This is a genomic window from Streptomyces sp. NPDC102402 (genome assembly GCF_044765765.1).
GTDB lineage: Bacteria > Actinomycetota > Actinomycetes > Streptomycetales > Streptomycetaceae > Streptomyces.
In genome coordinates this window covers 1-25,939 of record NZ_JBIWKR010000005.1, presented here as the reverse complement: position 1 = coordinate 25,939, position 25,939 = coordinate 1, and the positions used below count along the sequence as shown (strand labels likewise).

Sequence of the window (25,939 nt, the reverse complement as noted above, 5' to 3'; positions counted from 1 at the left end):
TCGGCACCCGCAGACCCGGAAGACCTCCCACCTCTCCAAGGGGCCCCGCACGTGACGGACCATCCGCTTCCCTTTCGCGACCCGCAGCTGTCCTTCTCCCTGCGTGCCGACGATCTGCTCGGGCGGCTCACGCTCGACGAGCGGATCGCGATGCTGCACCAGTTCGCCCCCGCGGTGGAGCGGCTGGGCGTCGGCCCGTTCCGTACCGGGCAGGAAGCCCTCCACGGGGTCGCCTGGATGGGGCCGGCCACCGTCTTTCCGCAGGCCGTCGGGCTCGGCGCCACCTGGAACGACGACCTGGTCCGCAGGGTCGGCGAGGCCGTCGGCGACGAAGTCCGGGCCAAGCGCGCCCAGGACGACCGCGTCGGCCTCAACGTCTGGGCCCCGACGGTCAACCTGCTGCGCCACCCCCTGTGGGGCCGGGGCGAGGAGGGGTACTCCGAGGACCCCGCGCTGACCTCCGCCATCGCCGTGGCCTACACCCGGGGGCTGCGCGGGGACCACCCGCACTACTGGCGCACCGCCCCCGTGCTCAAGCACTGGCTCGCGCACAACAACGAGACCGACCGTGACACCGCGTCCTCCTCGGTCCGGCCCCGCGTCCTGCACGAGTACGACCTGCGGGCCTTCCGCGACGCCGTGCGCGCCGGGGCGGTGGCCGGGGTCATGCCCGCCTACAACCTCGTCAACGGCCGCCCCAACCACGTCTCCCCGCTGCTGCGGGAGCACCTGAGGAGCTGGACCGACCAGCCGCTCGTCGTCTGCTCGGACGCGGGCGCGCCGTCCAACCTGGTCGACTCCGAGCACTACTTCGACACCCACGAGGAGGCCACCGCCGCCTCGCTGAAGGCGGGCGTCGACAGCTTCACCGACCACGGCACGGACTCCACCGTCATGACCGGCCGCATCCGCGACGCGCTCTCCAAGGGCCTGATGGACGCGAGCGACATCGACACCGCGGTCCACCGGCTGCTCTCCATGCGCTTCGCGCTCGGCGAGTTCGACCCGGAGCTCGATCCGTACGCGCAGGTGGACGCCCTGGACACCGAGGAGCACCGGGCACTCGCCCTGGAGGCGGCGGAGCAGGCCGTGGTCCTGCTGAAGAACGACGGCCTGCTGCCCCTGGAGCCGAAGCCGGGCCGCACCGTCGCGGTGGTCGGACTTCTCGGCGACGCCTGCAAGCTCGACTGGTACAGCGGCACACTCATGCACCGCTCGACGCCGCTCGACGGAATCCGTGAACGCTACGGAGCCGACGACGTCCTGTACGCGGAAGGAGTGGACCGGGTCCGGCTGAAGAGCTCCGACGGCTGGCTCCGGGTGCCCGAGGCCGAGGGTGCGGCGGACGGCGAGGCCCGCGGTGCCGAGGGCGCCCTCGACCCCGCGCTCCTGGCCGGCCGCACCGACCTCCCCCCGCTGACCTGCGGCGAGGAGGCCACCGAACTGGCCCTTGTCGACTGGGGCGACGGCGTCCTCACTCTGCGGACCGACGAGGGGCTGTACCTCTCGGTCGCCGACGACGGATACGTCAGGGCCTCCGCCGACGAGCCGGGCGGCTGGGTCGTCCAGGAGACGTTCCGCCTGGAAGCGGTGGAGGGACACGACGGAGGGCACCGCCTTCTGCACATCGGGACCGGTGGGTACGTGTCTGTCGCCACCGGCGGCGCGAAGGTTGCCGAATCAGGCGAACGGATTTCCGGGGCCGGGGCCACCGTCTTCGAGCTGGAGACCGTCGAGCTCGGCGTGGATGCCGTGGCCAGGGCCGCCGCGGCCGCCGACACCGTGATCGTCGTCGCAGGCAACGACCCCCACATCAACGGCCGCGAGACCGAGGACCGCACGACCCTCGCCCTCCCCGCACAGCAGGACCGGCTGTGGCGCGCGGCCAAGGCCGCCAACCCGCGTACCGTCCTCGTCCTGGCATCCGCCTACCCGTACGCCGTCGCCGACGCGGCGGAGACGCTGCCGGCCCTGCTCTGGACGGCGCACGGAGGGCAGGCAGCCGGTACCGCGCTCGCGCGCGTCCTCGCCGGCGACGTGTCCCCGGCCGGCCGGCTCCCGCAGACCTGGTACGCGAGCGACGGTGACCTTCCCGGCCTCCTCGACTACGACATCATCGGCTCCCGGCAGACGTACCTCTACTTCGACGGCACCCCGCTCTTCCCGTTCGGACACGGCCTCGCCTACGCCGACTTCACCTACTCCGCGCTTCGGGCCGAGGTGGAAGGCGAGCACCTTCGGGTGTCGCTGACCGTCACCAACGACGGCGGGACGGCAGCCGACGAGGTGGCCCAGCTCTACGTCCGCGCCGTCGCCCCGGACGAGTCCTCGGACCTGCCGCTGCGCAAGCTCGTGGGACACCGCAGGCTGCACCTCGCGGCCGGCGCGGCGGAGCGTGTCGAACTCCTCGTGCCGGTGGAGGAGCTGGGCCACTGGAGCGTGGCGCACGGCCGGTGGACCGTCGAACCGGGGGCGTACGAGATCCTCGCGGGGGCGTCGAGCGCCGACATCCGGCTCACCGCCGCGGCCGTGGTCGACGGGGACGCACAGGGCCCGCGCCCAGTCGTGTCGAAGGGCCTGGAGGCCGCGGACTACGACCGGCAGCGGAACACGGAGATCGTCGACCGCGCGAAGACGGCGGGAGACGCCGTCGCGCCCGCCTCCGCGGTCAGTGAGGGTGAACTGACCTACAGAGATTGTGACTTCGGCGACGGAGTGGACGGACTGGCCTTCCTCGCCTCGGGGGAGGGCAGTATCACGGTGAGCGTGGACGGGCGCGTCCTGGAACTCCCGCTTCCCGGCACCGGCGGTCCGTACGACCACCGCACCTTCGAGGCGGCTCTCGGTCTCAGCGGTGTGCACGACCTGCGCATCGGCCTCAAGGGGTCCGTGCGCCTCGCCCGTATCGACGTCGTTCCCGGCAAGGAGTCCGCATGAAGTTCACCGACGGCTTCTGGCTCATGCGTGAGGGCGTCCGCGCCTCCTACGCGACCGAGGTCCGTGACCTGCGTGTCGAAGCCGACCGGTTCACCGCGTACGCGGCGGTCAAGCGTGTCACCGCGCGCGGTGACACACTCAACACCCCGCTGATCACGGTCGAATGCTTCTCCCCGGCCGAGGGAGTCATCGGCGTACGCACCACCCATCACGCGGGGAAGGTCCGGCGCGGGCCGGACTTCGCGATCCTCGCGGACGACACCGCGGCCGCCGCCGCCCGCACCCGCCGGGACGGCGCGATCACCGAACTCACCAGCGGACCACTGACGTTGCGCATGGACGGGGACGGCCCCTGGGGGATCACCTTCCTCGACGGCGACGGCCGGCGGCTCACCGGGGTGGATCCGAAGGGGACGGCCTTCGCGTCCACGCCGGACGGGGCCCACCACATGATCGCCCAACTCGCCCTGGAGGTGGGCGAGAACGTCTACGGCCTCGGTGAGCGCTTCACGCCGTACGTGAAGAACGGCCAGACCGTAGACATCTGGCAGGCCGACGGCGGCACGAGCAGTGAGCTGGCCTACAAGAACATCCCCTTCTACCTCTCCTCGCGCGGATACGGCGTCTTCGTCAACCACCCCGGCCGGGTCTCCTTCGAGGTCGGCTCGGAGTCCGTCGGTCAGGTCCAGTTCAGCGTCGAGGACCAGTCGCTGGAGTACTACGTCGTCGACGGCCCCACGCCGAAGGACGTCCTGTCCCGCTACACGGCCCTGACCGGCAGACCGGCGCTGCCGCCGGCCTGGTCGTTCGGCCTCTGGCTGACCACCTCGTTCTGCACCTCCTACGACGAGGGGACCGTCACCTCCTTCGTCGACGGGATGGCCGAGCGCGGGATCCCGCTGAGCGTCTTCCACTTCGACTGCTTCTGGATGCGCGAGTACCAGTGGTCGGACTTCCTCTGGGACCCCGAGGTCTTCCCCGACCCGGAGGGCATGCTGGCCCGCCTCAAGGAGCGCGGACTCCGCATCAGCATGTGGATCAACCCCTACATCGCCCAGAAGTCGTCCCTGTTCGCGGAGGGCGCCGAACACGGCTACCTGGTGCGGCGGCCCGACGGGGACATCTGGCAGTGGGACCTGTGGCAGCCGGGGATGGCGCTGGTCGACTTCACCAACCCGGCCGCCCGTGCCTGGTACGACGACAAGCTCCGCGCCCTGCTCGACCAGGGCGTCGACTGCTTCAAGACGGACTTCGGCGAGCGCATCCCCACGGACGTCGTCTGGCACGACGGCTCCGACCCGGAGCGGATGCACAACTACTACGCGCAGATCTACAACCGCACCGTCTTCGAACTCCTGGAGAAGGAGCGCGGCACCGGGGAAGCGGTGCTCTTCGCCCGGTCCGCGACGGCGGGCGGCCAGCAGTTCCCGGTGCACTGGGGCGGCGACTGCTTCGCCTCGTTCACCGCGATGGCCGAGTCGCTGCGCGGCGGGCTGTCCCTGTCCCTGTCCGGCTTCGGGTTCTGGAGCCACGACATCGGCGGCTTCGAGGGCACGCCCGACCCGGCGGTCTTCAAGCGCTGGCTCGCCTTCGGGCTGCTCTCCTCACACAGCCGGCTCCACGGCAACGTCTCCTACCGGGTGCCGTGGGAGTTCGGCGAGGAAGCCGTCGACGTGGCACGGAAGTTCACCCTGCTCAAGCACCGGCTCATGCCCTACCTCTACGGAGTGGCCGCCGAGGCGCACCGGACGGGCATCCCGATGATGCGGCCCATGCTGGCGGAGTTCCCCGGCGACCCGGCCTCCCGCACCCTGGACCGGCAGTACATGCTGGGCCCGGACCTGCTGGTCGCCCCGGTCTTCACCGAGGACGGCGAGGTCGAGTTCTACGTCCCCGAGGGCACCTGGACCTCGCTGCTCACCGGTGAGCGCGTCACCGGGCCCGCATGGCGGCACGAGACACACGGCTTCGACAGCCTGCCCCTGCTGGTCAGGGACGGCGCCGTGCTTCCGTGGGGGGCCGACGACCAGCGCCCCGACGGCGACTGGCTCGACGGGCTGACCCTGCGGGTCTTCGGTTCCGGCACCGACGAGCGCACGGTCACCGTGCCGGACCTGACCGGCGATCCGGCCGCGGTGTTCCGCGTCGTCCGGGACGCGGACGGGGTGCACGTCACGGCGGAGGGCACGGACAGGCCGTACCGGGTGACGGCCGAGGAGTCCGGCTCGGCGGGTGAGGGGACGGGAGCGGTCACCGTCACCTGAGCTCCCCGCACCGACCGGCGGCCCGCCGTCCGCCCCGCCCGGGGCGCACGGCGGGCCTCTCCTTCCCCCGGGGCCCGTCCGCCGTGGCCGTGGGGCACGCCCGTTGTTGTCGCATGTGCTCACTTGTGCGATTTCTCCGCTGTGAGGGGGAGTGGCCCTCTACCCTGCTTCTACACGGAGGGGGATCACCATGGCCGGCTTCCTGCTGTTCGTCGCCGCGGTACTCAGCATCGTCGGGGTGGTGTCGGGGCGCGACGTGTTCACCGACGTGAGCTGGATCGTCTGGGCGCTCGGCATCCTCCTGCTCCTGAAGTGGTTCGCGCAGCACAGGAAGTACGGGACCCCCGAGCGCCTGATGGCCTCGGTGGCGGCCGGCGACCCGCGCGCCCTGCGGAGCCTGGCGATGATCGCGAAGATCGGGAACGACTACGACGAGGCCGAGCGCCTGTTGCGCCTCGGTGTCGCCGGCGGTGACGTCGAGTCCATGTGGGAGATGGGGCGTCTGGTCGAGCACCGCGACGGCCTGGAGGCCTCCGAGCCGTGGTTCCGGATGGCAGCCGAGCGCGGACACTTCGTCGCCAAGCGGTTCTTCCGGCTCGGGAGCGCACTCAACCGGGACGGCAGCAACCCGCTGTAGTGGCGCGATCGCCCCCGGCCCCGCCGCCCCTGCCGCGCGCCACGGTCCTTCCCAGGACGCCGTGCGCACTCCCGGGCGGTCGCCGCGGTGGGCCGCTCGCCCGTGTCTGCCGGGCAGTGAGACATATCACTGACCGTGAACCGTTCGGCATACATTCCGCTCGCTCGGAGAGATGTCCAGGCTGCCGGTGTGCCGAACCCGTGGCCACCGGTCCGGAAGATCGCTCCATGCCCCGACCGGCGCGGAGCAGCCCAGGCACGGAAGGCAGACCTCTACATGTCGGCTACCCCTACGTCGGCTCCTCACGCCGAGGCAGCGGCCCCGGTGGCGCTCGAAACCCTCCACATCGACGGGAAGTGGCTCCCGGCGGCCTCCGGAGCCACGCGGGACATCCTGGACCCCGCCGACGCCACCGTCCTCGCCCTCGTCTCCGAGGGCGGCGCCGAGGACACCGACGCGGCCGTGGCCGCCGCGCGCCGGGCCTTCGACGACGGCCCCTGGCCCCACCGGCCCGTCGGTGAGCGTGCCGAGCTGCTGCGACGGGTCGCCGCGCTCCTCCAGCGGGACCGCGAGGAGATCGCGATCACCGAGAGCCGTGACACCGGCAAGACCTTGGAAGAGGGCCGCGTCGACGTCGACGACGTCACCAACGCCTTCCGCTACTTCGCCGACCTCGTCATGAACGAGAGCGGCGGGCGGGTCGTCGACGCGGGCGACCCCGACGTGCACAGCGTCGTCGTGCACGAGCCGGTCGGCGTCTGCGCCCTGATCGCCCCGTGGAACTACCCGCTGCTCCAGGCCAGCTGGAAGATCGCCCCGGCCCTCGCCGCCGGCAACACCTTCGTGCTCAAGCCCAGCGAGGTCACCCCGCTCTCCACCGTCCACCTCGTCCGGCTGCTCGCGGAGGCCGGACTCCCCGACGGCGCCGCCAACCTCGTCACGGGCGCGGGCGACCCCGTCGGCGCCCGGCTCTCCGAGCACCCGGACGTCGACCTGGTCTCCTTCACCGGCGGCCTCGCCAGCGGCACGAAGGTCGCCCAGGCCGCGGCACCCACCGTCAAGAAGGTCGCCCTGGAGCTCGGCGGCAAGAACCCCAACGTCGTGTTCGCCGACGCCTGCGCCACCGACGACGGCTTCGACACCGCCGTCGACCAGGCCCTGAACGCCGCGTTCTTCCACAGCGGCCAGGTCTGCTCCGCAGGGGCCCGCCTCATCGTCGAGGAGTCCGTCAGCGAGCGCTTCGTCACCGAACTCGCCCGTCGCGCCGACGCGATCCGGCTCGGCCGCGGCACCGTCGACGGCGTCGAGTGCGGTCCGCTCGTCTCCGCGCAGCAGCTCGCCAAGGTCGAGGCGTACGTGGCGTCCGCCCGCGAGGAGGGTGCGGTAGTCCGCTCCGGCGGCGCCCGCCCCGAGCCCTCGGACATCCGCCCCGCGAGCGGCTACTTCTACCGGCCGACCGTCCTGGACGGCTGTCACCGGGAGATGAGGGTGGTCCGCGAGGAGACCTTCGGGCCGATCCTCACCGTCGAGACCTTCCGCACCGAGGAAGAGGCCGTCACCCTGGCCAACGACACGGACTACGGCCTCGCGGGCGCCGTGTGGACCACCGACGCGGGCCGGGCCCGGCGCGTCGCAGGCCGGCTCCGGCACGGCACCGTGTGGATCAACGACTACCACCCCTACCTCCCGCAGGCCGAGTGGGGAGGCTTCGGCAAGTCCGGCACGGGCCGAGAGCTCGGGCCGACCGGGCTCGCCGAGTACCGCGAGTCCAAGCACATCTACCAGAACCTCAACCCGCGCCCCCAGCGCTGGTTCGCCGGCTGAGGACGACCGGCACCCTCCCGCCCGGCTGTTCGCAGTACCACGTACACGTCAGAACCTTGCAGAAGGAGCAACCGATGCCACCGTCCCCCAGCACCGCACGCCCCGAACCGGCTGACTACGTGATCGTCGGAGGCGGCACCGCCGGCTCGGTCATCGCCTCCCGGCTCACCGAGGACCCCGACGTCACCGTCACCCTCATCGAGGGCGGCCCCACGGACATCGACCGCGAGGACGTCCTCACCCTGCGCCGGTGGCTCGGCCTGCTCGGAGGCGACCTCGACTACGACTACCCCACCACCGAACAGCCCCGCGGCAACTCCCACATCCGGCACAGCCGCGCCCGCGTCCTCGGCGGCTGCTCCTCGCACAACACGCTGATCAGCTTCAAGCCGCTGCCCGGCGACTGGGACGAATGGGCCGAGGCGGGTGCCGAGGGCTGGCACGCCGCCGCCATGGACCCGTACTTCGCCCGGCTGCGCAACAACATCGTGCCCGTCGACGAGAAGGACCGGAACGCCATCGCCCGCGACTTCGTCGACGCCGCGCAGACAGCCGCCGGCGTCCCGCGCGTCGACAGCTTCAACAGGAAGCCGTTCCACGACGGCGTCGGCTTCTTCGACCTGGCCTACCACCCGGAGAACAACAAGCGCTCCTCCGCGTCCGTCGCCTACCTCCACCCGCACATCGACGCCGGTGACCGGCCCAACCTCTCGATCCTGCTGGAGACATGGGCGTACCGCCTGGAGTTCGACGGCAAGCGTGCCACCGGGGTGCACGTCCGCACCCAGGACGGCGAGGAGCGGCTGCTGCGCGCCACCCGTGAGGTCATCGTCTGCGCCGGTGCGGTGGACACCCCGCGCCTGCTGATGCACTCCGGGGTCGGACCGGCGAAGGACCTCACCGCGCTCGGCATCCCCGTCGTCCACGACGCGCCCGGCGTCGGCGAGAACCTGCTCGACCACCCCGAGTCGGTCATCGTCTGGGAGACCGAAGGACCCATCCCGGAGAACTCCGCGATGGACTCCGACGCGGGCCTCTTCGTACGCCGTGACCCCGGATCCCGGGGCCCCGACCTGATGTTCCACTTCTACCAGATCCCCTTCACCGACAACCCCGAGCGCCTCGGCTACGAGAAGCCCGAGCACGGTGTGTCGATGACCCCGAACATCCCCAAGCCGCGCAGCCGCGGCCGGCTCCACCTCACGAGCGCCGACCCCGAGGTCAAACCGGCCCTCGACTTCCGCTACTTCACCGACGAGGACGACCACGACGGCCGCACCCTGGTCGACGGCATCAAGCTCGCCCGCGAGATAGCGAAGACCGAACCGCTGGCCCACTGGCTCAAGCGCGAGGTGTGCCCCGGACCCGAGGTCACCTCCGACGAGGACATCAGCGAGTACGCCCGCAAGGTCGCGCACACCGTCTACCACCCGGCCGGCACCTGCCGGATAGGGGCCGCGGGGGACCCGGCGGCCGTCGTCGACCCCCAGCTGAGGATCCAGGGCCTGGAGGGCATCCGCATCGCCGACGCCTCCGTCTTCCCGACCATGCCCGCCGTGAACCCCATGATCGGCGTCCTGATGGTGGGCGAGAAGTGCGCCGAACTGCTCCGAGCCACCCCGACCACCGGAGGCGATGTCCGATGACCGAAGCCGGCACCCCTGTGTTCAGCGTCCACAACCTCTGGAAGGTCTTCGGCCCCAAGGCCGACCGCATCCCCGGCAGCGAACACGCCACCCTGCCCGCCGCCGAACTCCGCGAGCGCACCGGCTGCACCGCCGCCGTCCGCGACGTCTCCTTCGACGTCGAGAAGGGCGAGGTCTTCGTCGTCATGGGCCTGTCGGGCTCCGGCAAGTCCACCCTGGTGCGCTGTCTGACCCGGCTCATCGAGCCCACCAGCGGCACGCTCGCCATCGACGGCGAGGACGTCCTCGCCATGGACACCGGCCGGCTGCGCGAACTGCGCCGCCACCGGGCCGCGATGGTCTTCCAGCACTTCGGCCTGCTCCCGCACCGCACGGTCCTCGACAACGTCGCCTACGGCCTGGAGATCCAGGGCCTCGGCAGGACCGAACGGCGCGCCAAGGCGGCCGAACTGGTACAGAAGGTCGGCCTCGCGGGGCTGGAGGACCGCCGCCCCGCCCAGCTCTCCGGTGGTCAGCAGCAGCGCGTCGGCCTGGCCCGCGCTCTCGCCGTCGACCCGTCCGTCCTGCTCTTCGACGAGCCGTTCAGCGCGCTCGACCCGCTGATCCGGCGTGAGATGCAGGACGAGGTCGTCCGGCTGCACCGCGAGGAGGGCCGCACGATGGTCTTCATCACGCACGACCTCAGCGAGGCCCTGCGCCTGGGCACGCGCATCGCGCTGATGCGGGACGGCGGCATCGTCCAGCTCGGCACCCCCGAGGAGATCGTCGGCTCGCCCGCCGACGACTACGTGCGCGAGTTCGTCCGGGACGTTCCGCGCGAACAGGTCCTCACGGTCGCCGGCGCCATGCGGCCGCCGGCCGCGGGCGAGAGCGAGACCGGACCCGCCGTCCGCCCCGGGGCCACCGTCTCCGAGGCCATCGAGGCCGTCTCCCGCTCCGGCGACCTCGTCGCCCGGGTGATGGACAACGGGAGACTGCTCGGAGTCGTCGACCACGCCTGCCTGCTCGACGTCGTAGCCGGCGTGGGCCCGGACACCCGTGAGGTGACCGTCTGATGGCCACCGCACAGGCGGCCACCCGCGCCGTCCCAGGGCCCCCGGGCAGCGGTCCCCTGGCCGCCCTGCGAGGCCGGCCCGCCCTGGCCAAGATCCTCTCGCTGCTGGTGATCGCCGCCGTCGCCGTCCCCCTCGCGCACGCCCGCTGGGGCGGCGGGGCCTGGCCCGGAGCGCTGACCGTCGACCTGAGCGGGCCGCTCGGCGAGGTCAACGACTGGATCATCGGCAACCGCGACAGCCACCCGCTGTTCCTCTACTTCTTCGGCCACATCAGCAACGCCGTCGTCCTCTCGGTACGCGGGGTCTACCTGGCGCTGCTCGCCCTCGGCTGGGCCGGTGTCACCGCAGTCGCCGCGCTCGTCGCCTGGCGTACGGCCGGATGGCGCCTCGCGCTGACCGCCGGAGCCTCCTTCCTCGTCTGCGGGCTCCTCGGCATGTGGGTGCCGACCATGCAGACCCTCGCCCTGATGACCGTCGCGGTCCTGGCCTCCGTGGTGCTGGGCCTGCTCCTCGGACTGGCCGCCGGACTCTCGGACCGCACCTTCCGCGTCCTGCGCCCCGTCCTCGACACCATGCAGGTGCTTCCCGCCTTCGCCTACCTGCTGCCCGTCGTACTGGTCTTCGGGATCGGCGTTCCCGGTGCGGTCCTCGCCACCGTCGTCTACGCGGCCCCGCCGATGGCCCGGCTCACCGCACTCGGACTGCGCGGCGCCGACGCCGGGGTCATGGAGGCCGTCACGTCGCTCGGTGCCACCGGCCGGCAGCGCCTCCTGAGCGCCCGGCTCCCGCTGGCCCGCAAGGAACTGCTCCTCGGCCTCAACCAGACCATCATGATGGCGCTGTCCATGGCCGTCATCGCCTCCGTCATCGGCGCCGGCGGCCTCGGCGACCGCGTCTACCAGGCGCTCTCCTCCGTCGACGTCGGCGCCGCCCTCGCCGCGGGCATCCCCATCGTGCTGCTGGCCGTCGTCCTGGACCGTACGACCGAGGCGGCCGGCCGGAAGATCGGCACCGAACGCACCGGTCCCGCCGTCCTGAGCGGCGCTCGCGGATGGGGCCTCGCCGCCCTGATCGCCGCCGCGATCGCCGTCGTGGGCCGCTTCACCGGCGGACGCATCTGGCCCGAGGGCGGGGTCGTCGCCATCGCGGGCCCGGTCAACACCGCCAAGGACTGGATGGTCGACCACCTCTACACCGGCATCCCCGTCATCGGCGGAACCGCCGACTGGGCCGCCCACTTCACCAGCTGGATCCTCAACCCGCTGCGCAGCGGACTCCAGGGCCTGCCCTGGTGGTCCGTGCTGCTGGTCGTCGCCGCCCTGGCCTGGACCCTCGGCACCTGGCGCACCGCGCTCACCGCCGTGCTGGCCATGGCGGCCATCGGGGTCCTCGGCGTCTGGGACCTGTCGATGGACACGCTCAGCCAGGTGATCGCGGCCGTGGCCGTCACGCTGGCCCTGGGCTTCGGCATCGCCGTCGGAGCCGCGCGCAGCCGGCGCCTCGAACGGATCCTGCGCCCCGTCCTGGACGTCTTCCAGACGATGCCGCAGTTCGTCTACCTCATCCCGGTCGTCGCCCTCTTCGGCGTCGGCCGCGCCCCCGCGGCCGCGGCGGCCGTCGTCTACGCGCTCCCGGCCGTCGTCCGCATCACGACCCAGGGGCTGCGGGGCGTCGACCCCGCCGCGATGGAGTGCGCCCGCTCCCTCGGTGCCACCAGCGGCCAGCAGCTGCGCCAGGTCCAGATCCCGCTGGCCAGGCCCGCCCTGCTGCTGGCCGTCAACCAGGGCGTCGTCCTCGTCCTCGCGGTCGTCATCATCGGCGGCCTCGTCGGCTCCGGCGCACTGGGCTACGACGTCGTCTTCGGCCTGGCACAGGGCGACCTGGCCACCGGTCTCGTGGCGGGCGCCGCCATCGTGTGCCTGGGACTGATGCTGGACCGGGTCACCCAGCCCACCGCCCGCCGCCAGCGGAAGGAGAGCTGACATGGCTCGTACCCGTACCCGTACCCGTACCCGCCTCCGCAGGTCCGCGATCGTTGCCTCGGCCGGCGCCCTGCTGGCCGTCACCGGCTGCGGCGCGGCCGACATGACCAAGCAGGCCTCCCCGTTCGCCGCACCCGCGGACATCAAGACCGTCACCCTGTCCGTCCAGTCCTGGGTCGGGGCGCAGGCCAACGTCGCCGTCGCCCAGAAGATCCTCCAGGACGAACTCGGCTATCGCGTCGACCTCGTCCAGACCGACGAGGTCCCCGCCTGGGACGCCCTCAGCCAGGGCCGGGTCGACGCCATTCTGGAGGACTGGGGCCACCCCGACCAGGAGCAGCTGTACGTCAAGGACAAGAAGACCATCGTGCCCGGCGGCGACCTCGGCGTCACCGGCCACATCGGCTGGTACGTCCCCAAGTACTGGGCGGACGAGCACCCCGACGTCACGGACTGGAAGAACCTCGACGAGTACGCCGACGAGCTGCGCACCCCGGAGAGCGGCGACAAGGGCCAGCTGATGGACGGTTCGCCCTCCTACGTCACCAACGACAAGGCGCTGGTGAAGAACCTCGGCCTGGACTACAAGGTCGTCTTCGCCGGCTCCGAGGCCGCCCAGATCACGCAGATGCAGCAGTTCGCCAAGGAGAAGAAGCCCTTCCTCAGCTACTGGTACCAGCCGCAGTGGCTGTTCAACGAGGTGCCGATGGTCGAGGTGAAGCTCCCCGAGTACTCCGACGCGTGCGCGGCGAAGGCTCCGGCGGACATCGACTGCGCGTACCCGACGACCCCGCTCCAGAAGTACCTCAACGCGGACTTCTCGAAGCGAGGCGGTGACGCGGCCGCGTTCCTGAAGAAGTTCCACTGGTCGGAGAAGGACCAGAACGAGGTGTCCGAGATGATCGCCTCCGAGCGGCTGTCGCCCGACGACGCCGCGGGGCGCTGGATCGAGAAGCACCCCGACACGTGGAAGAAGTGGCTGGACCGGTGATCTGATCCGGGGTCCCTCCCTTCCGTCCCACCGTCAGCCGCCGCGGCACCTGCCGCGGCGGCTGACGGCGTCTCGGGCTGCTCCAGCCGTTCGCGGCCGCTCGCGGCCGCTCGGAGCGCTCCAGTTTCGGCCAGGGACCGGCTGAAAAACACTATTCACTCAGTACATGTATCGGGGATAGAGTCGGCCGCATGAGCACCCGCCATGTCCTTCTGGGCCTGCTCGCAGCGGGTCCCTGCCACGGCTACGACCTGAAGCGGCAGTACGACGCACGCTTCCCGCAGGCTCGCCCGCTCGCCTACGGCCAGGTCTACACAACCTTGCAGCGCCTGGTGCGTGACGGTCTGGCCGCTGTGGACGGCACCGATTCGGACGGCGGTCCTGAGCGCACCCTCTACCGGTCCACGGACGAGGGATCACGCGAACTCGGCCGCTGGGCGGAGGAGATCACCCCGCCCGCGCCCTTCGTGACGAACGAGATCTTCTCCAAGGTCGTGGTCTCGATCATCGTCGCCGCCGTCGGCACACGGACGGCGGTGGACGGACGGACGCCGGACGCCGCCGCGCACCTCCGGGCCCAGCGCGCCGCCCACATGGAGCGGATGCGTGAGCTCACCGCACTCAAGACCACGCCGGGCGCCGATCTCAGCACGGTGCTCTCGGCCGACTACGCCCTCGCCCATCTCGACGCGGACGTGCGGTGGATGACCACCACCACGGCCCGCATCGACGCCCTGACCGCGGAGGTCAACGCATCATGAGCACACGGCACCAACGGTCCTCCTCGGGGGCGGCCGCGCTGATCTCGGCGCGCGGTCTGAACAAGTCGTACGGAGTGACCGAGGCACTCCGGGGTGCTTCGCTCGACCTCCACGCGGGCGAGATCCTGGCCGTCACCGGCGCGAGCGGCAGCGGGAAGTCCACCCTGCTGCACTGCCTGTCCGGAATCGTCCGCCCTGACGCCGGAACCGTCATGTACGACGGGGAGGAGCTCGGCGGACTGCCCGAGGACCGGCTCAGCGTCCTGCGACGCGACGACTTCGGGGTGGTCTTCCAGTTCGGTCAGCTCATCCCCGAGCTCACCGCGCTCGACAACGTGGCGCTGCCGCTGCTGCTCGCGGGGACCCGCCGCGGCGAGGCGAACGAGCGGGCGGGGGAGTGGCTGGAGCGCTTCGGCGTACGCGGCCAGGCGGCCCTGCGCCCAGGCGGGATGAGCGGAGGCCAGAGCCAGCGGGTGGCACTGGCACGGGCCTTGGTCACCGGACCCAGGGCCGTCTTCGCGGACGAGCCGACCGGAGCTCTCGACGCGCTCTCCGGGGAACAGGTGATGACCGCCCTGGTGCACACCGCGAGGGAGACGAGCACCGCGGTGCTCCTCATCACCCATGACGCGCAGATCGCCGCGTACGCGGACCGCGAGGTCACGCTGCGGGACGGGGCCGTCGGCTCCGGCCCGGCCGAGGCCGTCGGTCCCGAGGCGGCTCGTCGTGAGAACTGACATCCGCATCGCCTGGATCCTCGCGCGCGGCTCGGAGCGCCGCGAGTGGTGGAGGCTGTCGCTCACCCTCCTCGGAGCCCTGCTCGCCACGGGTTTCGCACTCGCGGCGGTGACGATCGCCGCCGTCTCCGGGCAGGTGTCCATCCCGTACGTGGACGGGCTGCTGAACCAGCCGACCGAGCGCGCGGGGGCCGTGCTCGCGCTCGTGCTCCTGCTGATCCCCGTGCTGGGATTCCTCGGCCAGTGCGCCCGTATCGGCGCCGTGCACCGCCATCGGCGGATGGCCGGGATGCGGCTCGCCGGGGCCTCCCCCGCGCAGGTGCGCAGAGTCGCCGCGGTGGAGTCCGGGTTCGCCTGCCTGGCCGGCTCGACGGCCGGATTCGCCGCGCTCACCGTGTTTCTCGCCGTCGTGGGGCACATCCCCGGCCCCGGTGCCTGGGCGGGCTTCGCGGTGGTCGTCCTCGGTGTTCCGGTGGCCGCCGGGCTGGTGAGCGCCGTCGCCCTGCGCAACGTGCTCGCGGCACCGCTCGACCACGTGCGCAGGAAGGGGCCGGACTCACAACGCCGGGCGACGCTCGGCTTCGCGCTCGCGGCCGTGCTGATCGCCTCGTCGGCACTGCTCCTCCTGTTCCCGGCCCGCGGCGGCGCGGCGACGCTCGTGCTGTTGCTCCTGGCCGTGGTGCTCCTCACCGGGGCCGGTGCGATCTGGGCGGCGAAGGCCTCGGCGGCGTACATGGGCCGCAGGCTCACCCGCCGGGCGAAGCGCCCGGAGGTGCTCATCGCCGCGAGCCGTCTCGCGCACGATCCGTGGGCCGCCGCGCGCACCCATGCCGCACTGCTGCTCGTCACCGTCGTCGGGGTGGCCTTCATGGGAGTTCGCGGACTCCTCCTGGAGGCGCTGCGGGACCCCGCGTACCAGGCGTCGGACCTCGGCTTCTACACCACGGGCCTCGACCTCACCGGATCCGCCGTGCTGATCGCCCTGGCCATCAGCCTCTGCGGCCTCGCCGTCGGCACGGCCGAGTCGCTCGCCACCCGCCGCAGGGGGCTCGCCGCCCAGGTGGCGGCCGGGGTACCGTACCGGGTCCTCGCCGCTGCCACGCTGTTGGAGACCGCGCTCCCGCTGGCGCCCGCGCTGCTGCTGGCAGGCGCCGGAGGCGCGGTTGTCTACCTGGCGTACGCAGGCATCGTGAACTACGGCTTCGTGCCCCTGCTGCCGCTGCTCGTCCCCCTGGCGGTCTACGCCGCCTGCCTGCTGGCCGCCGCCACCTCCTTGCCGCTCCTGCGGCGCGTGGCGCACCCGTCGGAGCTGCGCTTCACCTAGGTAACCTCTAGAAGCGCCCGCCGCGCCGCGATGCCCCTGCCCACCACGGGCGTCGCGGCGGGCGAACAGGCCGATGAGTTTCCGGGACGTGGCGGGTCTGCCCTGGCAGATCCTGTGTCCGGCCGAGGGAGGAAGCCGTGGAAGACGTCTGGACCGTGGTCCACGCGGAGCGTGCGGCGATCATCGACGATCTCGAACGGCTCGACGCCGGGCAGTGGGAGGAGCCGTCGCTCTGCGCGGAATGGACGGTGCACGACGTCGTCGCCCACCTGGTCGACACGGCCCGGACGACGCGTCCGGGATTCCTGCTCGGCCTCGTCCGGGCGGGATTCGACTTCGACCGCCAGAACGCCCGCGGCGTCGAACGCGAACGAGGCGCCACACCGCGGGAGACGCTGGATCGGCTGCGGCGGGTGGCCTCGCGCAGGTCGACGCCGCCCGCGCCGCTCGACAGCCGGCTCGTGGAGGAGATCGTGCACGGTGAGGACATCCGCCGGCCGCTGGGGCTCGCCCGCTCCTATCCCCAGGAGGCCGTCGTCCGGGCGCTTCGCCTGCAGGCCCGCACCCCGGCCTCCTTCGGCGGCGCCAGGGAACTCGTCGCACGCGCCCGCTTGACCGCCGCGGACGCCGATGTGTCGGTCGGTGAAGGCCCGGAGGTGAGAGGGCCGGCGCTGTCGCTGCTCCTCGCCGTCTGCCGTCGGCGGGTGGCCCTGGACGATCTCGACGGGCCGGGCGTCACCGGTCTGTCCTCGGCGATCTGACGGGCCACGCCGGCAGCCGCCGTCGGCGCAGCCCGTCGGGCACGAGCGCCTCAGTCCCCCGGGACGCCCGCCCCGCCGCTCGCACCCGCACCCGCCGACACGACGAGCGTCGCCGCGACCAGCGCGGCGGCCAGGACGCCGGTGGCGAGGACCGGGACCGGGGTGAACGTCATGGCGAGGACGGCGAGTACGGCCACGGGGTGGACGAGGTCGTTCCGGCTCCGCAGCTCCTGTGCGCGGTGGTGCAGCAGCCAGACCAGGGTGATGAACACGGCCACGGGGATGGTGAACGCCGCCGCGGCGGCCCGGTCGGAGAGGTGGCCGTGACCGGTGGTGTGGGCGACGTTGACCGCCAGTCCGGCACCGACCGCCGCGGCCGAGGCGAAGACGGCGTAGTGGCCGTAGCCCCAGAGGATGGCGGCCTTGAGGCCGGTGAGCCGCTGGGGGGCGTTCTGCGCGAAGTAGAGCCACCAGAGGGCGAACACGGTCAGCAGGCCACCGACGGCGAGGGTCGCGATGTTGCCGAACGACGCCTCGCCGTCCAGGGCGGTGCGGACGGCCGCGGTGGCCGCGGTGATGGTCTCGCCGAGGACGATGAGGGTGAACAGCCCGTACCGTTCGGCGATGTGGTGAGGGTGCCAGGTGGTGTTGGCCGCGCTCTCCGCCCAGACGGGGACCGCGATCTCGGCCAGCACCAGGACCGCGAACAGCGGCAGCCCCCAGTCCTCGGGCAGGGCCAGCCGGGCCACCCAGCCGACCTGCACGACCAGGATGCCGACCGCGTAACGCAGACAGGAACTCCTGCGCTCGGGGTCGGAGCGGGCGGCGCGCAGCCATTGGGTGACCATGGCGAGCCGCATGACCACGTATCCCCAGGTGATGACGGTGAAGTCGTCGTGCTGGAGTGCGTCGGCCGCGCCGGCGGCCAGAATGAGGGCACCGGTGATCTGGACCAGCGTCAGAAGGCGGTAGGGCACGTCGTCCGTGTCGTACGCGGAGGCGAACCAGGTGAAGTTCATCCAGGCCCACCAGATGGCGAAGAACACCATCGCGTAGCCCAGGACCCCGTCCCCGATGTGTCCCTCGGCGAGTTCGTGCTCGAAGGCTCCGGACGCCTGGGCGACGGCGGTGACGAAGCACAGGTCGAAGAAGAGCTCGAGCGCGGTCGCCGTGCGGTGTTCCTCACCGGCGAGACGGGCGACCATCGGCCGGTGCCATGCGCCGAAGGCGGATTGTGACTGACTCATGCGTACCCGGTTTCAGCGGTGGAGGGGCTGTTGGAGCCCGGCCGGTCCCGAGGGCGGCCGGGCCCGCCGGCACCGGTCGTGCGGGCCACCGGCCGTGTCGGCCGGCTCGACGGACGATGATCACGTTACGAGCGGCGGCGGACCGCGCGCAACGCCGACAGGCCCCCTCCCGCCCCGCCGGCCTTCCCCGGAGGGCCGGGAGACGGGATGGTGCGTTCCGCCACCGCCGCCGGCCGCCGCCTCCTGAGCGCGCGGGGCGGCGGCCCCGGTCAGAGTGCCGCGGGATCCGTCACGGACTCCGGCCGGTCGAACTGGGTGCGGTGCAGCTCCTCGTACCGTCCGCCGGCCGCCAGCAGCTCCTCGTGCGTGCCCCGTTCGACGACACGTCCCTCCTCGACGACCAGGATCAGGTCGGCGGAGCGCACGGTCGACAGCCGGTGGGCGATCACCACGGCCGTGCGGCCCTCCAGAGCCTCGGCCAGCGCCTCCTGGACGGCCGCCTCCGAGGTGGAGTCCAGGTGCGCGGTCGCCTCGTCCAGGATCACCACCCGCTGACGGGCCAGCAGCAGCCGCGCGATGGTGAGCCGCTGGCGTTCGCCCCCGGAGAGCCGGTAGCCGCGCTCGCCGACCACCGTGTCCAGTCCGTCGGGCAGCGAGGCCACCAGGCCGTCCAGACGGGAGCGGCGCAGTGCGTCCCAGATCTCCTCCTCGGTGGCCTCGGGCCGGGCGAGCCGGAGGTTGGCGCGCACCGACTCGTGGAAGAGGTGACCGTCCTGGGTGACCATGCCGAGCGTCTCGCGGATCGAATCCGCCGTCAGATCGCGTACGTCGACCCCGTTCAGCCGCACGGCTCCGGCGTCGGTGTCGTACAGCCGGGGGAGCAGTTGCGCGATCGTGGACTTCCCGGCCCCGGACGACCCCACGAGGGCGACCATCCGGCCGGGCTCCGCCGTGAAGGAGACGTCGTGCAGGACCTGCGCGCCGCCCCCCGTGTCGAGCGTGGCGACCTCTTCGAGCGAGGCGAGGGAGACCTTGTCGGCGGAGGGGTAGCCGAAGGAGACCCCGTCGAACTCCACGGAGACCGGCCCGTCCGGTACCCGGCGGGCGTCGGGCTTCTCCGCGATCAGCGGCTTCAGGTCGAGGATCTCGAAGACCCGCTCGAAGCTGACGAGGGCGCTCATCACCTCGACCCGGGCTCCGGCCAGAGCCGTCAGCGGTGCGTAGAGCCGGGTGAGGAGCAGCGCAAGCGCGACGACGGCCCCGGGCTCCAGGCTGCCACGCAGCGCGTAGTGGCCGCCGAGTCCGTAGACGAGGGCGAGGGCGAGCGCCGACACCAGGGTGAGTGCCGTGATGAACGTGGACTGCAGCATCGCCGTGCGGATGCCGATGTCACGCACCCGGCCCGCGCGGGCCGCGAAGGCGGAGGACTCGTCGGCCGGGCGCCCGAACAGCTTGATCAGGGTCGCGCCCGGCGCCGAGAAGCGCTCGGTCATCTGCGTGCCCATCGTGGCGTTGTGGCCGGCGGCCTCCCGCTGGAGGTCCGCCATCCGTGCGCCCATCCGGCGGGCGGGGACGACGAACACCGGCAGCAGCACCAGGGCGAGCAGTGTGATCTGCCACGAGATCGTCAGCATCACGGCCAGGGTCAGCAGCAGGGTGACGAGATTGGAGACGACGCCGGAGAGCGTGTTGCTGAACGCCCGCTGCGCGCCGATCACGTCGTTGTTGAGCCGGCTGACCAGGGCACCCGTTCTGGTGCGGGTGAAGAAGGCGACGGGCATCCGCTGCACGTGGTCGAAGACGGCGGTCCTCAGGTCGAGGATCAGCCCCTCGCCGAGGGTGGCGGAGAGCCACCTCACGAGGAGGCCGAGCCCCGCCTCGGCCACGGCGATCAGGGCGATGAGCAGGGCGAACCGGGTGACCGTTCCGGCGTCCCGGCCCTGCACGATCGCGTCGACGACCCGCCCGGCCAGCACCGGTGTGGCCACCGCCAGCAGGGCGGTGACCACACTGAGGAGCAGGAAGCGGACGATCCTGCCCCGGTGCGGCCGGGCGAACGCCGCGATGCGGCGCAGCGTGGCCCTGGAGAAGGGTCTGCGGTCCTTCTGCGCGTTCATCGTGCTGTGCAGCGAGTGCCACGCCGTGACTTCCATGTCCATGGGGATCCTCCGGGGTCGGTCGGTACGCAGGGAACGCTAGGACCTCAAGCAAAGTCGAGGTCAAGCGTTCCCTGCCGGCTTCACCCGTCGGCGCGCTCAGCGTGCCCGTACGGTCGCCATGACCTCCCGGTCCGGCTGCAGGGTCAGTGTCGGTACGGGGTTGACGGTTCCGGGGTCCACCACCAGCTCGAACCGGCGCGCCAGGACTGCCAGGATCAGCACCGCCTCGACCATCGCGAAGCGCGTGCCCAGGCAGACCCGGGGGCCGCCGCCGAACGGGTACCAGGCGTACTCCGGGATGTCGTCCCCGTCCTCCGGGTCCCAGCGCTCGGGCCGGAACACCTCGGGCTCGGGGAACCACCGCTCGTCCCGGTGGGTGGCCCACTGGCTGCTCCACACCCGGGTGCCCTCCGGCATCGGCACACCACCGATCCTGGCCCCCTCCTTGGCGATCCCCGTGACCAGCCAGATCGTCGGATACAGCCGGAGGGTCTCCTTCACCACCGCCTGGGCGTACGGCAGGTGCGCGTAGTCGTCGATCCCCGGCTCCCGGCCGCCCAGGACCCGGTCCAGCTCCTCGGTGAGCGCGGCCAGCGCCCCCGGCGTACGGGAGAGGAGGTACCAGGCCCACACCAGCGTGGAGGCGGTCGTCTCGTGACCGCCGATGTAGAGCGTGACGGTCTCGTCCCGGATCTCCTTGTCGGTGAGGTGGGCACCGGTCTCGTCCACCGCCGTGAGCAGCCGGCTCAGCAGGTCGGGGCGCTCGCCGTCCCCGTCGCGGTGGCGGGCCACCACGCGGCCGACCTCGGCGTCGATCACCGCGGCGGCCTTCTTGATCCTGGCCCGTCCGGGAGTCGGCACCCAGTCGGGCAGGACGGCACCCAGGCCGCTGAACTCCTTGCCGATCTCCTGCTGGGCGATGTCCATGGCCCGCCCCATCGACTCCGCGTCCGCCGGTGTGTCCACCCCGAAGATCGTGCGGACCGCGATCTTCTGCGTCAGGGCCGCCATCTCCCGCTTGACGTCGACGCGTTCACCGCCCGACCAGGTGTCGGCCAGGTCCACCGCGCACGCCGTCATCGTGGAGGCGTACGACTTCACCTGCTTCGGGCGCACCGAGGGCTGGACCAGCGACCGCTTGCGCCGCCAGTCGGGGCCGCGGGCGACGACGACGCCGTTGCCCATGACCGTGCGGAAGGCGATGCCCAGCAGCGGCTGGTCGAAGGTGCGTTCCGTCTCGGTGAGCAGCTCGCCGATGCACTCCGGATCGGCGATGAAGACGCAGTCGTTGCGGCCGAAGCGCCAGCGCACCATGTCCCCGTACCCGCGCAGGCGCTCGAAGAAGGCGAGGGGGTTCTTGCCGAACTGGGGCAGGCTCCCCAGGAGGGGCAGCCCCCTGGGTCCCTGGACTGGCCGGTGACCGCGCGGCTCGGCGTCGAGTGCCGCACCGGTTTCCGTGGACATGGGAACTCCCGTCATCTGCCGTACGCAGTAGGTGAGTTGCCGAGCCTAATGCCAGTCGGCCATGAGTTCGACGCGTGATGGTCCGGTTCAGGCCGCTGCGCGGCCGGGGGCCGCGGGCGGTCGCCTGCGGCCCCCGGGAACGGGATGCGCTACCCGGTCAGACGCCCGGCGGGACCCGGGACGGGCGGCCGCCGCCGCGCGTCAGGGAGTAGCCGAACACGCCGGCCAGCGCGGCGAGTACGGCACCGCCCGCGGTCCACAGCCAGCGGCTGGTCCACCATCCGGAGGACCAGCCGTCCTCCGGCTCGCTGCCGGACGGGGCGGCCCCCTGGGCCGACGCGGCGGAGACGCCCGGCACCAGGGGTTCGGCGAGGGTGCCGTCCACGTCGTGGGCGCCACCCTGGTCCGCCGAGGTGACCTCGGTCTCGACACGGACCGGCAGGCCCAGGTCCTCCTCCGCCAGGTCGACCACCGTCAGACGCACGTAGTACGTGCCGGGCAGCGGATCCGACGCCCACGGTTCGGACCAGGCGCGCACCGTCCGCAGCACACAGGACAGTTCGACGGTCCCCGCGTCGGGTGCCGCCTTCCGCGTCTGGTGCCCGTACATGCAGGCCTGCCTGCGGCGGAGTCCGTCGTACACGTCGACCTGCCAGGTCGACGCCCCGTGCCGGGTGGCGCTCTCCGGCAGGCTCACCTTCGCGCGGACGGTCGGGCGCTGTCCGGCGTCGGCGGGGAAGGCCCAGTACAGGTAGTCACCGGTGGACGCGTCCGCGGTGGCGGTCTGCTCCTGCTGGACCGGAGTGGCGGTACGGAAGGTGGTGCCCGCCTCCGTCGGTCCCGCGGCCTCGCCGTCCGCCGGGCTCGCGCTCGCCGACGGGTCGTCGGCGACGGCGGCGCCCGCCGAGGTGAGCAGGGTGACGGCTGCCAGCAGCGCCCCCGCACAGGCGCGTCGCAGGGTGTTCCCGTGGGTGGTGGTACGCATCAGTTGGTCCTCCATACGGCGACGCGCCAGCGCGAGATCCAGCCGAAGAGCAGACCGGCGATGAGCCCGGCCAGCACCATGACGCCCAGCAGCCACCAGCCGCGGCCGAGGCCGAACGCGGCGGTGTCGGCGGCCTCGTCGGGGGACTGCACCAGGTCGATGGTCAGTTCGACGGGCATGCCGGGAGTGGTCTTCACCGAAGGGGGAGCCGAGAAGGAGTTGCCGAGTTCGAGGCAGACGGTCTCGGCGGCGGGCTTCGGATCGTCGTCGGAGACGTCGGCGCCGTCCTGCTCGGCCTTCGGGTAGCGCAGGCCGGCGGAGACGGCGTCCGTGCGCCCCGTGCCGGATTCCGATCCGCGGACGATCTCACGGCCGTGCGTGGTCACGGCGCGCAGCAGGACCCCGTAGTCGTTGTTCACGGCGCGGTCCGCCCCCACGCTCACCGAGGCGCGCAGTTCCTGGCCGGGCAGGACGTCCACCCGGTACCAGCGGTGCTTGCCGATCTCCTGGCGGTCCGTGTAGAGCCCGGCCTCCAGCGCCGGAGCGGCGGAGCAGCTGCCCGCGCCCTCGGTCGCCACCGGGGTGACGACGGGCTCGGCGGCACGGTCCACCAACTGCTTCACGCGGCCGGAGAGTTCGTCGGTGTTCTGGACCGCGGTGTAGGTGCCTCCGGTGGCCTCTGCGATGCAGGTCAGCTGTTGCCGGATCTTGGCGTTCGGCACCAGGCCCAGTGTGTCGATGACCAGGTGGATGCCACGGGCGGCGATGTCGCGCGCGACCTCGCAGGGGTCCAGCGGGCCGCAGGTGTCCTCGCCGTCGGTGATCAGGACGATCCGCCGGGTGGCGTCACCGCCCTCGAGGTCGTCGGCGGCACCGAGCAGGGCCGGGCCGATCGGGGTCCAGCCGGTCGGGGCCAGCGTGGCGACGGCGGTCTTGGCCTCGGTGCGGTCGAGCGGGCCGACCGGATAGAGCTGCCGGGTGTCCTTGCAGCCGACCTTCCGGTCGTCGCCCGGATAGTCCGCGCCGAGTGTGCGGATGCCGAGTTCGACCTCCTCGGGCACCGCGTCCAGGACATCGTTGAACGCCTGCTTCGCCGCGGATATACGGGACTCGCCGTCCATGTCGCGGGTCCGCATGGAGCCGCTGACGTCGAGGACGAGTTCGACCTTGGGTGATGGGGCCGTGGGGGATTCGTCGGCGGAGGCCGGGAGAGCGGTCCCGAGCCCGGCGGCCAGGGTGGCCAGAAGGACGCACACCCCGGCCGTCAGCCGTTTTCTTATGATCATCGCCGGATCCTATTGAAGATCCGCGGGCATCCCCAAAACGCGTGCGACGGAAGCGATTTCGGGGTGCCCCCTCATCCGCCGAGCAGTGGCCCCGCAGCCCTGTCCAGCACCGAACCGACCCGATCCCAGGTCTCCGTGTCCCGCTCCACCGGGGGGAGTTCGGCGTCGTCGGACTTCGCGTTCCACCGCGTCGCGATGGCGACCGGGTCACCGTCGCCCGCCGCGGAGGCGGCCAGTGCCGCCGCTCCGAGCGCGACCAGCTCCCCGCTGCCCGGCACGATCAGGGGCCGCCCGGAGAGGCGGCGTACGGTCTCCACCCAGGTCCGGCCCTGGGCGCCGCCGCCGATCAGCCGCAGCGGCCGTCCGGCGACCTCGGGGTCGGCCGGGTCGAGGCCGCAGGCCCGCAGCAGCTCGTCGAGCGCCCGCAGGACGGTGAAGGCCGCCCCCTCGTACGCCGCGCCCAGGAGCTGCTGCGGTGTGGTGTCGTGCCGGAGCCCGGTCAGCAGGCCCGAGGAGGTCGGCAGGTCCGGGGTGCGCTCGCCGTCCAGGTAGGGGAGGAGGACCGCCTCGCCTCCGGGCGCCGCGTCGTCGCGGTGCAGGCCGAGCAGGGCGGCCACCTTGTCCACGGCCAGGGTGCAGTTGAGCGTGCAGGCCAGCGGGAGGTACGTGCCGTCGGCCGCGGCGAAGCCGGAGAGGGCGGTGGACGCCGGGCGCGTCCGGGAGGCGGCGAAGACCGTACCGGAGGTGCCGAGGCTCAGGACGGGGTGGTCCAGGAGCCCCGCGCCACCCAGGCCGAGGCCCACGGCGGCGCTCATGTTGTCGCCGGTGCCGGCCGCCACGGCGATCCCGGCCGGCAGGCCGAGCGCCTCGGCGGCGGCCTCGGTCAGGGAGCCGATCCGGGTCCCGCCGGTGGGGGCGACCTCCGGCAGCATCGAGAGGTCCAGGCCGAGGCGGTCCAGGAGCTCGGGATCGTAGGCGCCGGTCTCCGTGGAGTACCAGCAGGTGCCCGACGCGTCCCCCGGGTCGGTCGCCGCGACGCCCGCGAGCCGCTCGGTGAGGAAGTCGTGCGGCAGCCGCACGGAGGCCGTCGCCCCGGCGCTCGCCGGGTCGTTCTCGCGCAGCCACCGCCACTTCGTCGCGGTCATGGAGGCGACGGGGACGGTGCCGGTGCGCGCGGTCCACGCGTCGGGCCCGCCCAGCTCGGTGACGAGCGCGGCGGCCTGCGGCGCGGACCGCGTGTCGTTCCACAGGAGGGAGGGGCGCAGCGGCCGGCCGGACCGGTCGAGGACCACCAGCCCGTGCTGCTGCCCGGCGACGGCGATGCCCCTGACCGAGGACGGGGAGAGGCCGGACTCCTTGAGTCCGGCCGCGACGGCGTCGCACAGCGCACGCCACCAGACCTCGGGGTCGGTCTCGCGCGCCCCGCCCTCGCCCGTGACGACATGCGGGGCGCGGCCGACTGCGAGCAGCTCACCCGTCTCGGCGTCGGTGACTGCAGCCTTGGTGGACTGGGTGGAGCTGTCCACGCCGATGACGACGGTACGCGGCGGCATGGGCTACCTCTTCTCGTGCGGTTTCCGGTGGTGCGGGTTTTGGGAGTGCGACAAACAAATTACGTGATCGGAGGCGTCCGGAACAGAGCCGGCCCCTGTTTCGTCGTTCGGGGGGGTTACGTGCTCCCGGTGCCGCGTGCATAATTAATCATGTCAGTGAACAAATAGGCCCGGATGAGCGACGACGGTCCCGGACCCCAGGCAGTCGAAGGCGGACAGACGATGACGGAACGCTTCACTCCCACCCCTGCGGACAGGTTCACGTTCGGTCTGTGGACCGTGGGCTGGCGTGGCAACGACCCGTTCGGTGAGCCGACGCGTCCCGC

At 72.2% G+C, this 25,939-nt stretch carries 18 protein-coding genes; 12 read left to right on the top strand and 6 right to left on the bottom strand.

All coding sequences use genetic code 11. The annotated features are described in order from the left end of the window. Positions 1-51 precede the first annotated feature (51 nt). The 12 genes from ACIRJR_RS16750 (at position 52) to ACIRJR_RS16695 (ending at position 16,919) form a co-directional block, all read left to right on the top strand. Entirely contained in the window at positions 52-2,937 is a 2,886-nt protein-coding gene (locus ACIRJR_RS16750; protein ID WP_403780442.1) for a glycoside hydrolase family 3 C-terminal domain-containing protein, read from the top strand. After that, entirely contained in the window at positions 2,934-5,201 is a 2,268-nt protein-coding gene (yicI, locus tag ACIRJR_RS16745; RefSeq protein WP_403780439.1) for an alpha-xylosidase, read from the top strand. The genes ACIRJR_RS16750 and yicI overlap by 4 nt, the downstream gene beginning before the upstream one ends. A gap of 190 nt (positions 5,202-5,391) precedes the next feature. Then, the gene (locus tag ACIRJR_RS16740) at positions 5,392-5,838 is read left to right on the top strand and encodes a sel1 repeat family protein (RefSeq protein ID WP_403780436.1); all 447 of its coding nucleotides are present in this window, start codon (positions 5,392-5,394) and stop codon (positions 5,836-5,838) included. Positions 5,839-6,114: 276 nt separating this feature from the next. Next, the gene (locus ACIRJR_RS16735) at positions 6,115-7,662 is read left to right on the top strand and encodes an aldehyde dehydrogenase family protein (protein WP_403780433.1); all 1,548 of its coding nucleotides are present in this window, start codon (positions 6,115-6,117) and stop codon (positions 7,660-7,662) included. Positions 7,663-7,736: 74 nt separating this feature from the next. Further along, positions 7,737-9,308: a GMC family oxidoreductase gene (locus ACIRJR_RS16730; RefSeq protein WP_403780430.1), complete on the top strand. Its 1,572-nt coding sequence runs from the start codon at positions 7,737-7,739 to the stop codon at positions 9,306-9,308. Continuing rightward, positions 9,305-10,363 carry a glycine betaine/L-proline ABC transporter ATP-binding protein gene (locus ACIRJR_RS16725; RefSeq protein ID WP_403780427.1) on the top strand — a complete coding sequence of 353 codons (1,059 nt, stop codon included), beginning with the start codon at positions 9,305-9,307 and terminating at the stop codon, positions 10,361-10,363. Before ACIRJR_RS16730 ends, ACIRJR_RS16725 begins: the two co-directional genes overlap by 4 nt. Beyond that, positions 10,363-12,345, top strand: a complete 1,983-nt coding sequence (locus ACIRJR_RS16720) for an ABC transporter permease (RefSeq protein WP_403780424.1) — start codon at positions 10,363-10,365, stop codon at positions 12,343-12,345. Before ACIRJR_RS16725 ends, ACIRJR_RS16720 begins: the two co-directional genes overlap by 1 nt. A gap of 1 nt (position 12,346) precedes the next feature. Then, entirely contained in the window at positions 12,347-13,336 is a 990-nt protein-coding gene (locus ACIRJR_RS16715; RefSeq protein WP_403780421.1) for an ABC transporter substrate-binding protein, read from the top strand. A 191-nt stretch (positions 13,337-13,527) separates the two neighbouring features. Then, a complete protein-coding gene (locus tag ACIRJR_RS16710; RefSeq protein ID WP_403780418.1) occupies positions 13,528-14,097 on the top strand; it encodes a PadR family transcriptional regulator in 570 nt (189 codons plus the stop codon). Next, positions 14,094-14,834: an ABC transporter ATP-binding protein gene (locus ACIRJR_RS16705; protein WP_403780415.1), complete on the top strand. Its 741-nt coding sequence runs from the start codon at positions 14,094-14,096 to the stop codon at positions 14,832-14,834. Before ACIRJR_RS16710 ends, ACIRJR_RS16705 begins: the two co-directional genes overlap by 4 nt. Further along, positions 14,824-16,158: an FtsX-like permease family protein gene (locus ACIRJR_RS16700; protein ID WP_403780411.1), complete on the top strand. Its 1,335-nt coding sequence runs from the start codon at positions 14,824-14,826 to the stop codon at positions 16,156-16,158. The genes ACIRJR_RS16705 and ACIRJR_RS16700 overlap by 11 nt, the downstream gene beginning before the upstream one ends. Before the next feature lie 137 nt (positions 16,159-16,295). Beyond that, the gene (locus ACIRJR_RS16695; protein WP_403780408.1) at positions 16,296-16,919 is read left to right on the top strand and encodes a maleylpyruvate isomerase family mycothiol-dependent enzyme; all 624 of its coding nucleotides are present in this window, start codon (positions 16,296-16,298) and stop codon (positions 16,917-16,919) included. A gap of 50 nt (positions 16,920-16,969) precedes the next feature. On the opposite strand, the gene ACIRJR_RS16690 is transcribed toward ACIRJR_RS16695, so the two are convergent. The 6 genes from ACIRJR_RS16690 to xylB all read right to left on the bottom strand — a co-directional run bounded on the left by ACIRJR_RS16690 (position 16,970) and on the right by xylB (position 25,613). Continuing rightward, positions 16,970-18,166 (bottom strand): low temperature requirement protein A, encoded by a 1,197-nt coding sequence (locus tag ACIRJR_RS16690; RefSeq protein ID WP_403780405.1) that lies wholly within the window; start codon positions 18,164-18,166, stop codon positions 16,970-16,972. A gap of 269 nt (positions 18,167-18,435) precedes the next feature. Then, complete coding sequence (locus ACIRJR_RS16685) at positions 18,436-20,325, bottom strand: ABC transporter ATP-binding protein (protein WP_403780402.1); 1,890 nt, start codon at positions 20,323-20,325, stop codon at positions 18,436-18,438. 96 nt (positions 20,326-20,421) lie between these two features. After that, positions 20,422-21,789, bottom strand: a complete 1,368-nt coding sequence (locus tag ACIRJR_RS16680; protein WP_403780399.1) for a cytochrome P450 — start codon at positions 21,787-21,789, stop codon at positions 20,422-20,424. Positions 21,790-21,946: 157 nt separating this feature from the next. Further along, positions 21,947-22,774 (bottom strand): hypothetical protein, encoded by an 828-nt coding sequence (locus ACIRJR_RS16675; protein ID WP_403780396.1) that lies wholly within the window; start codon positions 22,772-22,774, stop codon positions 21,947-21,949. Beyond that, positions 22,774-24,060: a VWA domain-containing protein gene (locus ACIRJR_RS16670; protein ID WP_403780393.1), complete on the bottom strand. Its 1,287-nt coding sequence runs from the start codon at positions 24,058-24,060 to the stop codon at positions 22,774-22,776. Before ACIRJR_RS16670 ends, ACIRJR_RS16675 begins: the two co-directional genes overlap by 1 nt. A gap of 71 nt (positions 24,061-24,131) precedes the next feature. Further along, entirely contained in the window at positions 24,132-25,613 is a 1,482-nt protein-coding gene (gene xylB / locus ACIRJR_RS16665) for a xylulokinase (protein WP_403780390.1), read from the bottom strand. Positions 25,614-25,939: the final 326 nt, after the last annotated feature.

Coding starts and splice junctions, on each gene's coding strand:
- yicI (WP_403780439.1), top strand. CDS start 2,934: ATGAAGTTCACCGACGGCTTCTGGCTCATGCGTGAGGGCGTCCGCGCC.
- ACIRJR_RS16715 (WP_403780421.1), top strand. CDS start 12,347: ATGGCTCGTACCCGTACCCGTACCCGTACCCGCCTCCGCAGGTCCGCG.
- ACIRJR_RS16725 (WP_403780427.1), top strand. CDS start 9,305: ATGACCGAAGCCGGCACCCCTGTGTTCAGCGTCCACAACCTCTGGAAG.
- ACIRJR_RS16710 (WP_403780418.1), top strand. CDS start 13,528: ATGAGCACCCGCCATGTCCTTCTGGGCCTGCTCGCAGCGGGTCCCTGC.
- ACIRJR_RS16685 (WP_403780402.1), bottom strand. CDS start 20,325: ATGGACATGGAAGTCACGGCGTGGCACTCGCTGCACAGCACGATGAAC.
- ACIRJR_RS16705 (WP_403780415.1), top strand. CDS start 14,094: ATGAGCACACGGCACCAACGGTCCTCCTCGGGGGCGGCCGCGCTGATC.
- xylB (WP_403780390.1), bottom strand. CDS start 25,613: ATGCCGCCGCGTACCGTCGTCATCGGCGTGGACAGCTCCACCCAGTCC.
- ACIRJR_RS16680 (WP_403780399.1), bottom strand. CDS start 21,789: ATGTCCACGGAAACCGGTGCGGCACTCGACGCCGAGCCGCGCGGTCAC.
- ACIRJR_RS16730 (WP_403780430.1), top strand. CDS start 7,737: ATGCCACCGTCCCCCAGCACCGCACGCCCCGAACCGGCTGACTACGTG.
- ACIRJR_RS16720 (WP_403780424.1), top strand. CDS start 10,363: ATGGCCACCGCACAGGCGGCCACCCGCGCCGTCCCAGGGCCCCCGGGC.
- ACIRJR_RS16675 (WP_403780396.1), bottom strand. CDS start 22,774: ATGCGTACCACCACCCACGGGAACACCCTGCGACGCGCCTGTGCGGGG.
- ACIRJR_RS16735 (WP_403780433.1), top strand. CDS start 6,115: ATGTCGGCTACCCCTACGTCGGCTCCTCACGCCGAGGCAGCGGCCCCG.
- ACIRJR_RS16690 (WP_403780405.1), bottom strand. CDS start 18,166: ATGAGTCAGTCACAATCCGCCTTCGGCGCATGGCACCGGCCGATGGTC.
- ACIRJR_RS16740 (WP_403780436.1), top strand. CDS start 5,392: ATGGCCGGCTTCCTGCTGTTCGTCGCCGCGGTACTCAGCATCGTCGGG.
- ACIRJR_RS16670 (WP_403780393.1), bottom strand. CDS start 24,060: ATGATCATAAGAAAACGGCTGACGGCCGGGGTGTGCGTCCTTCTGGCC.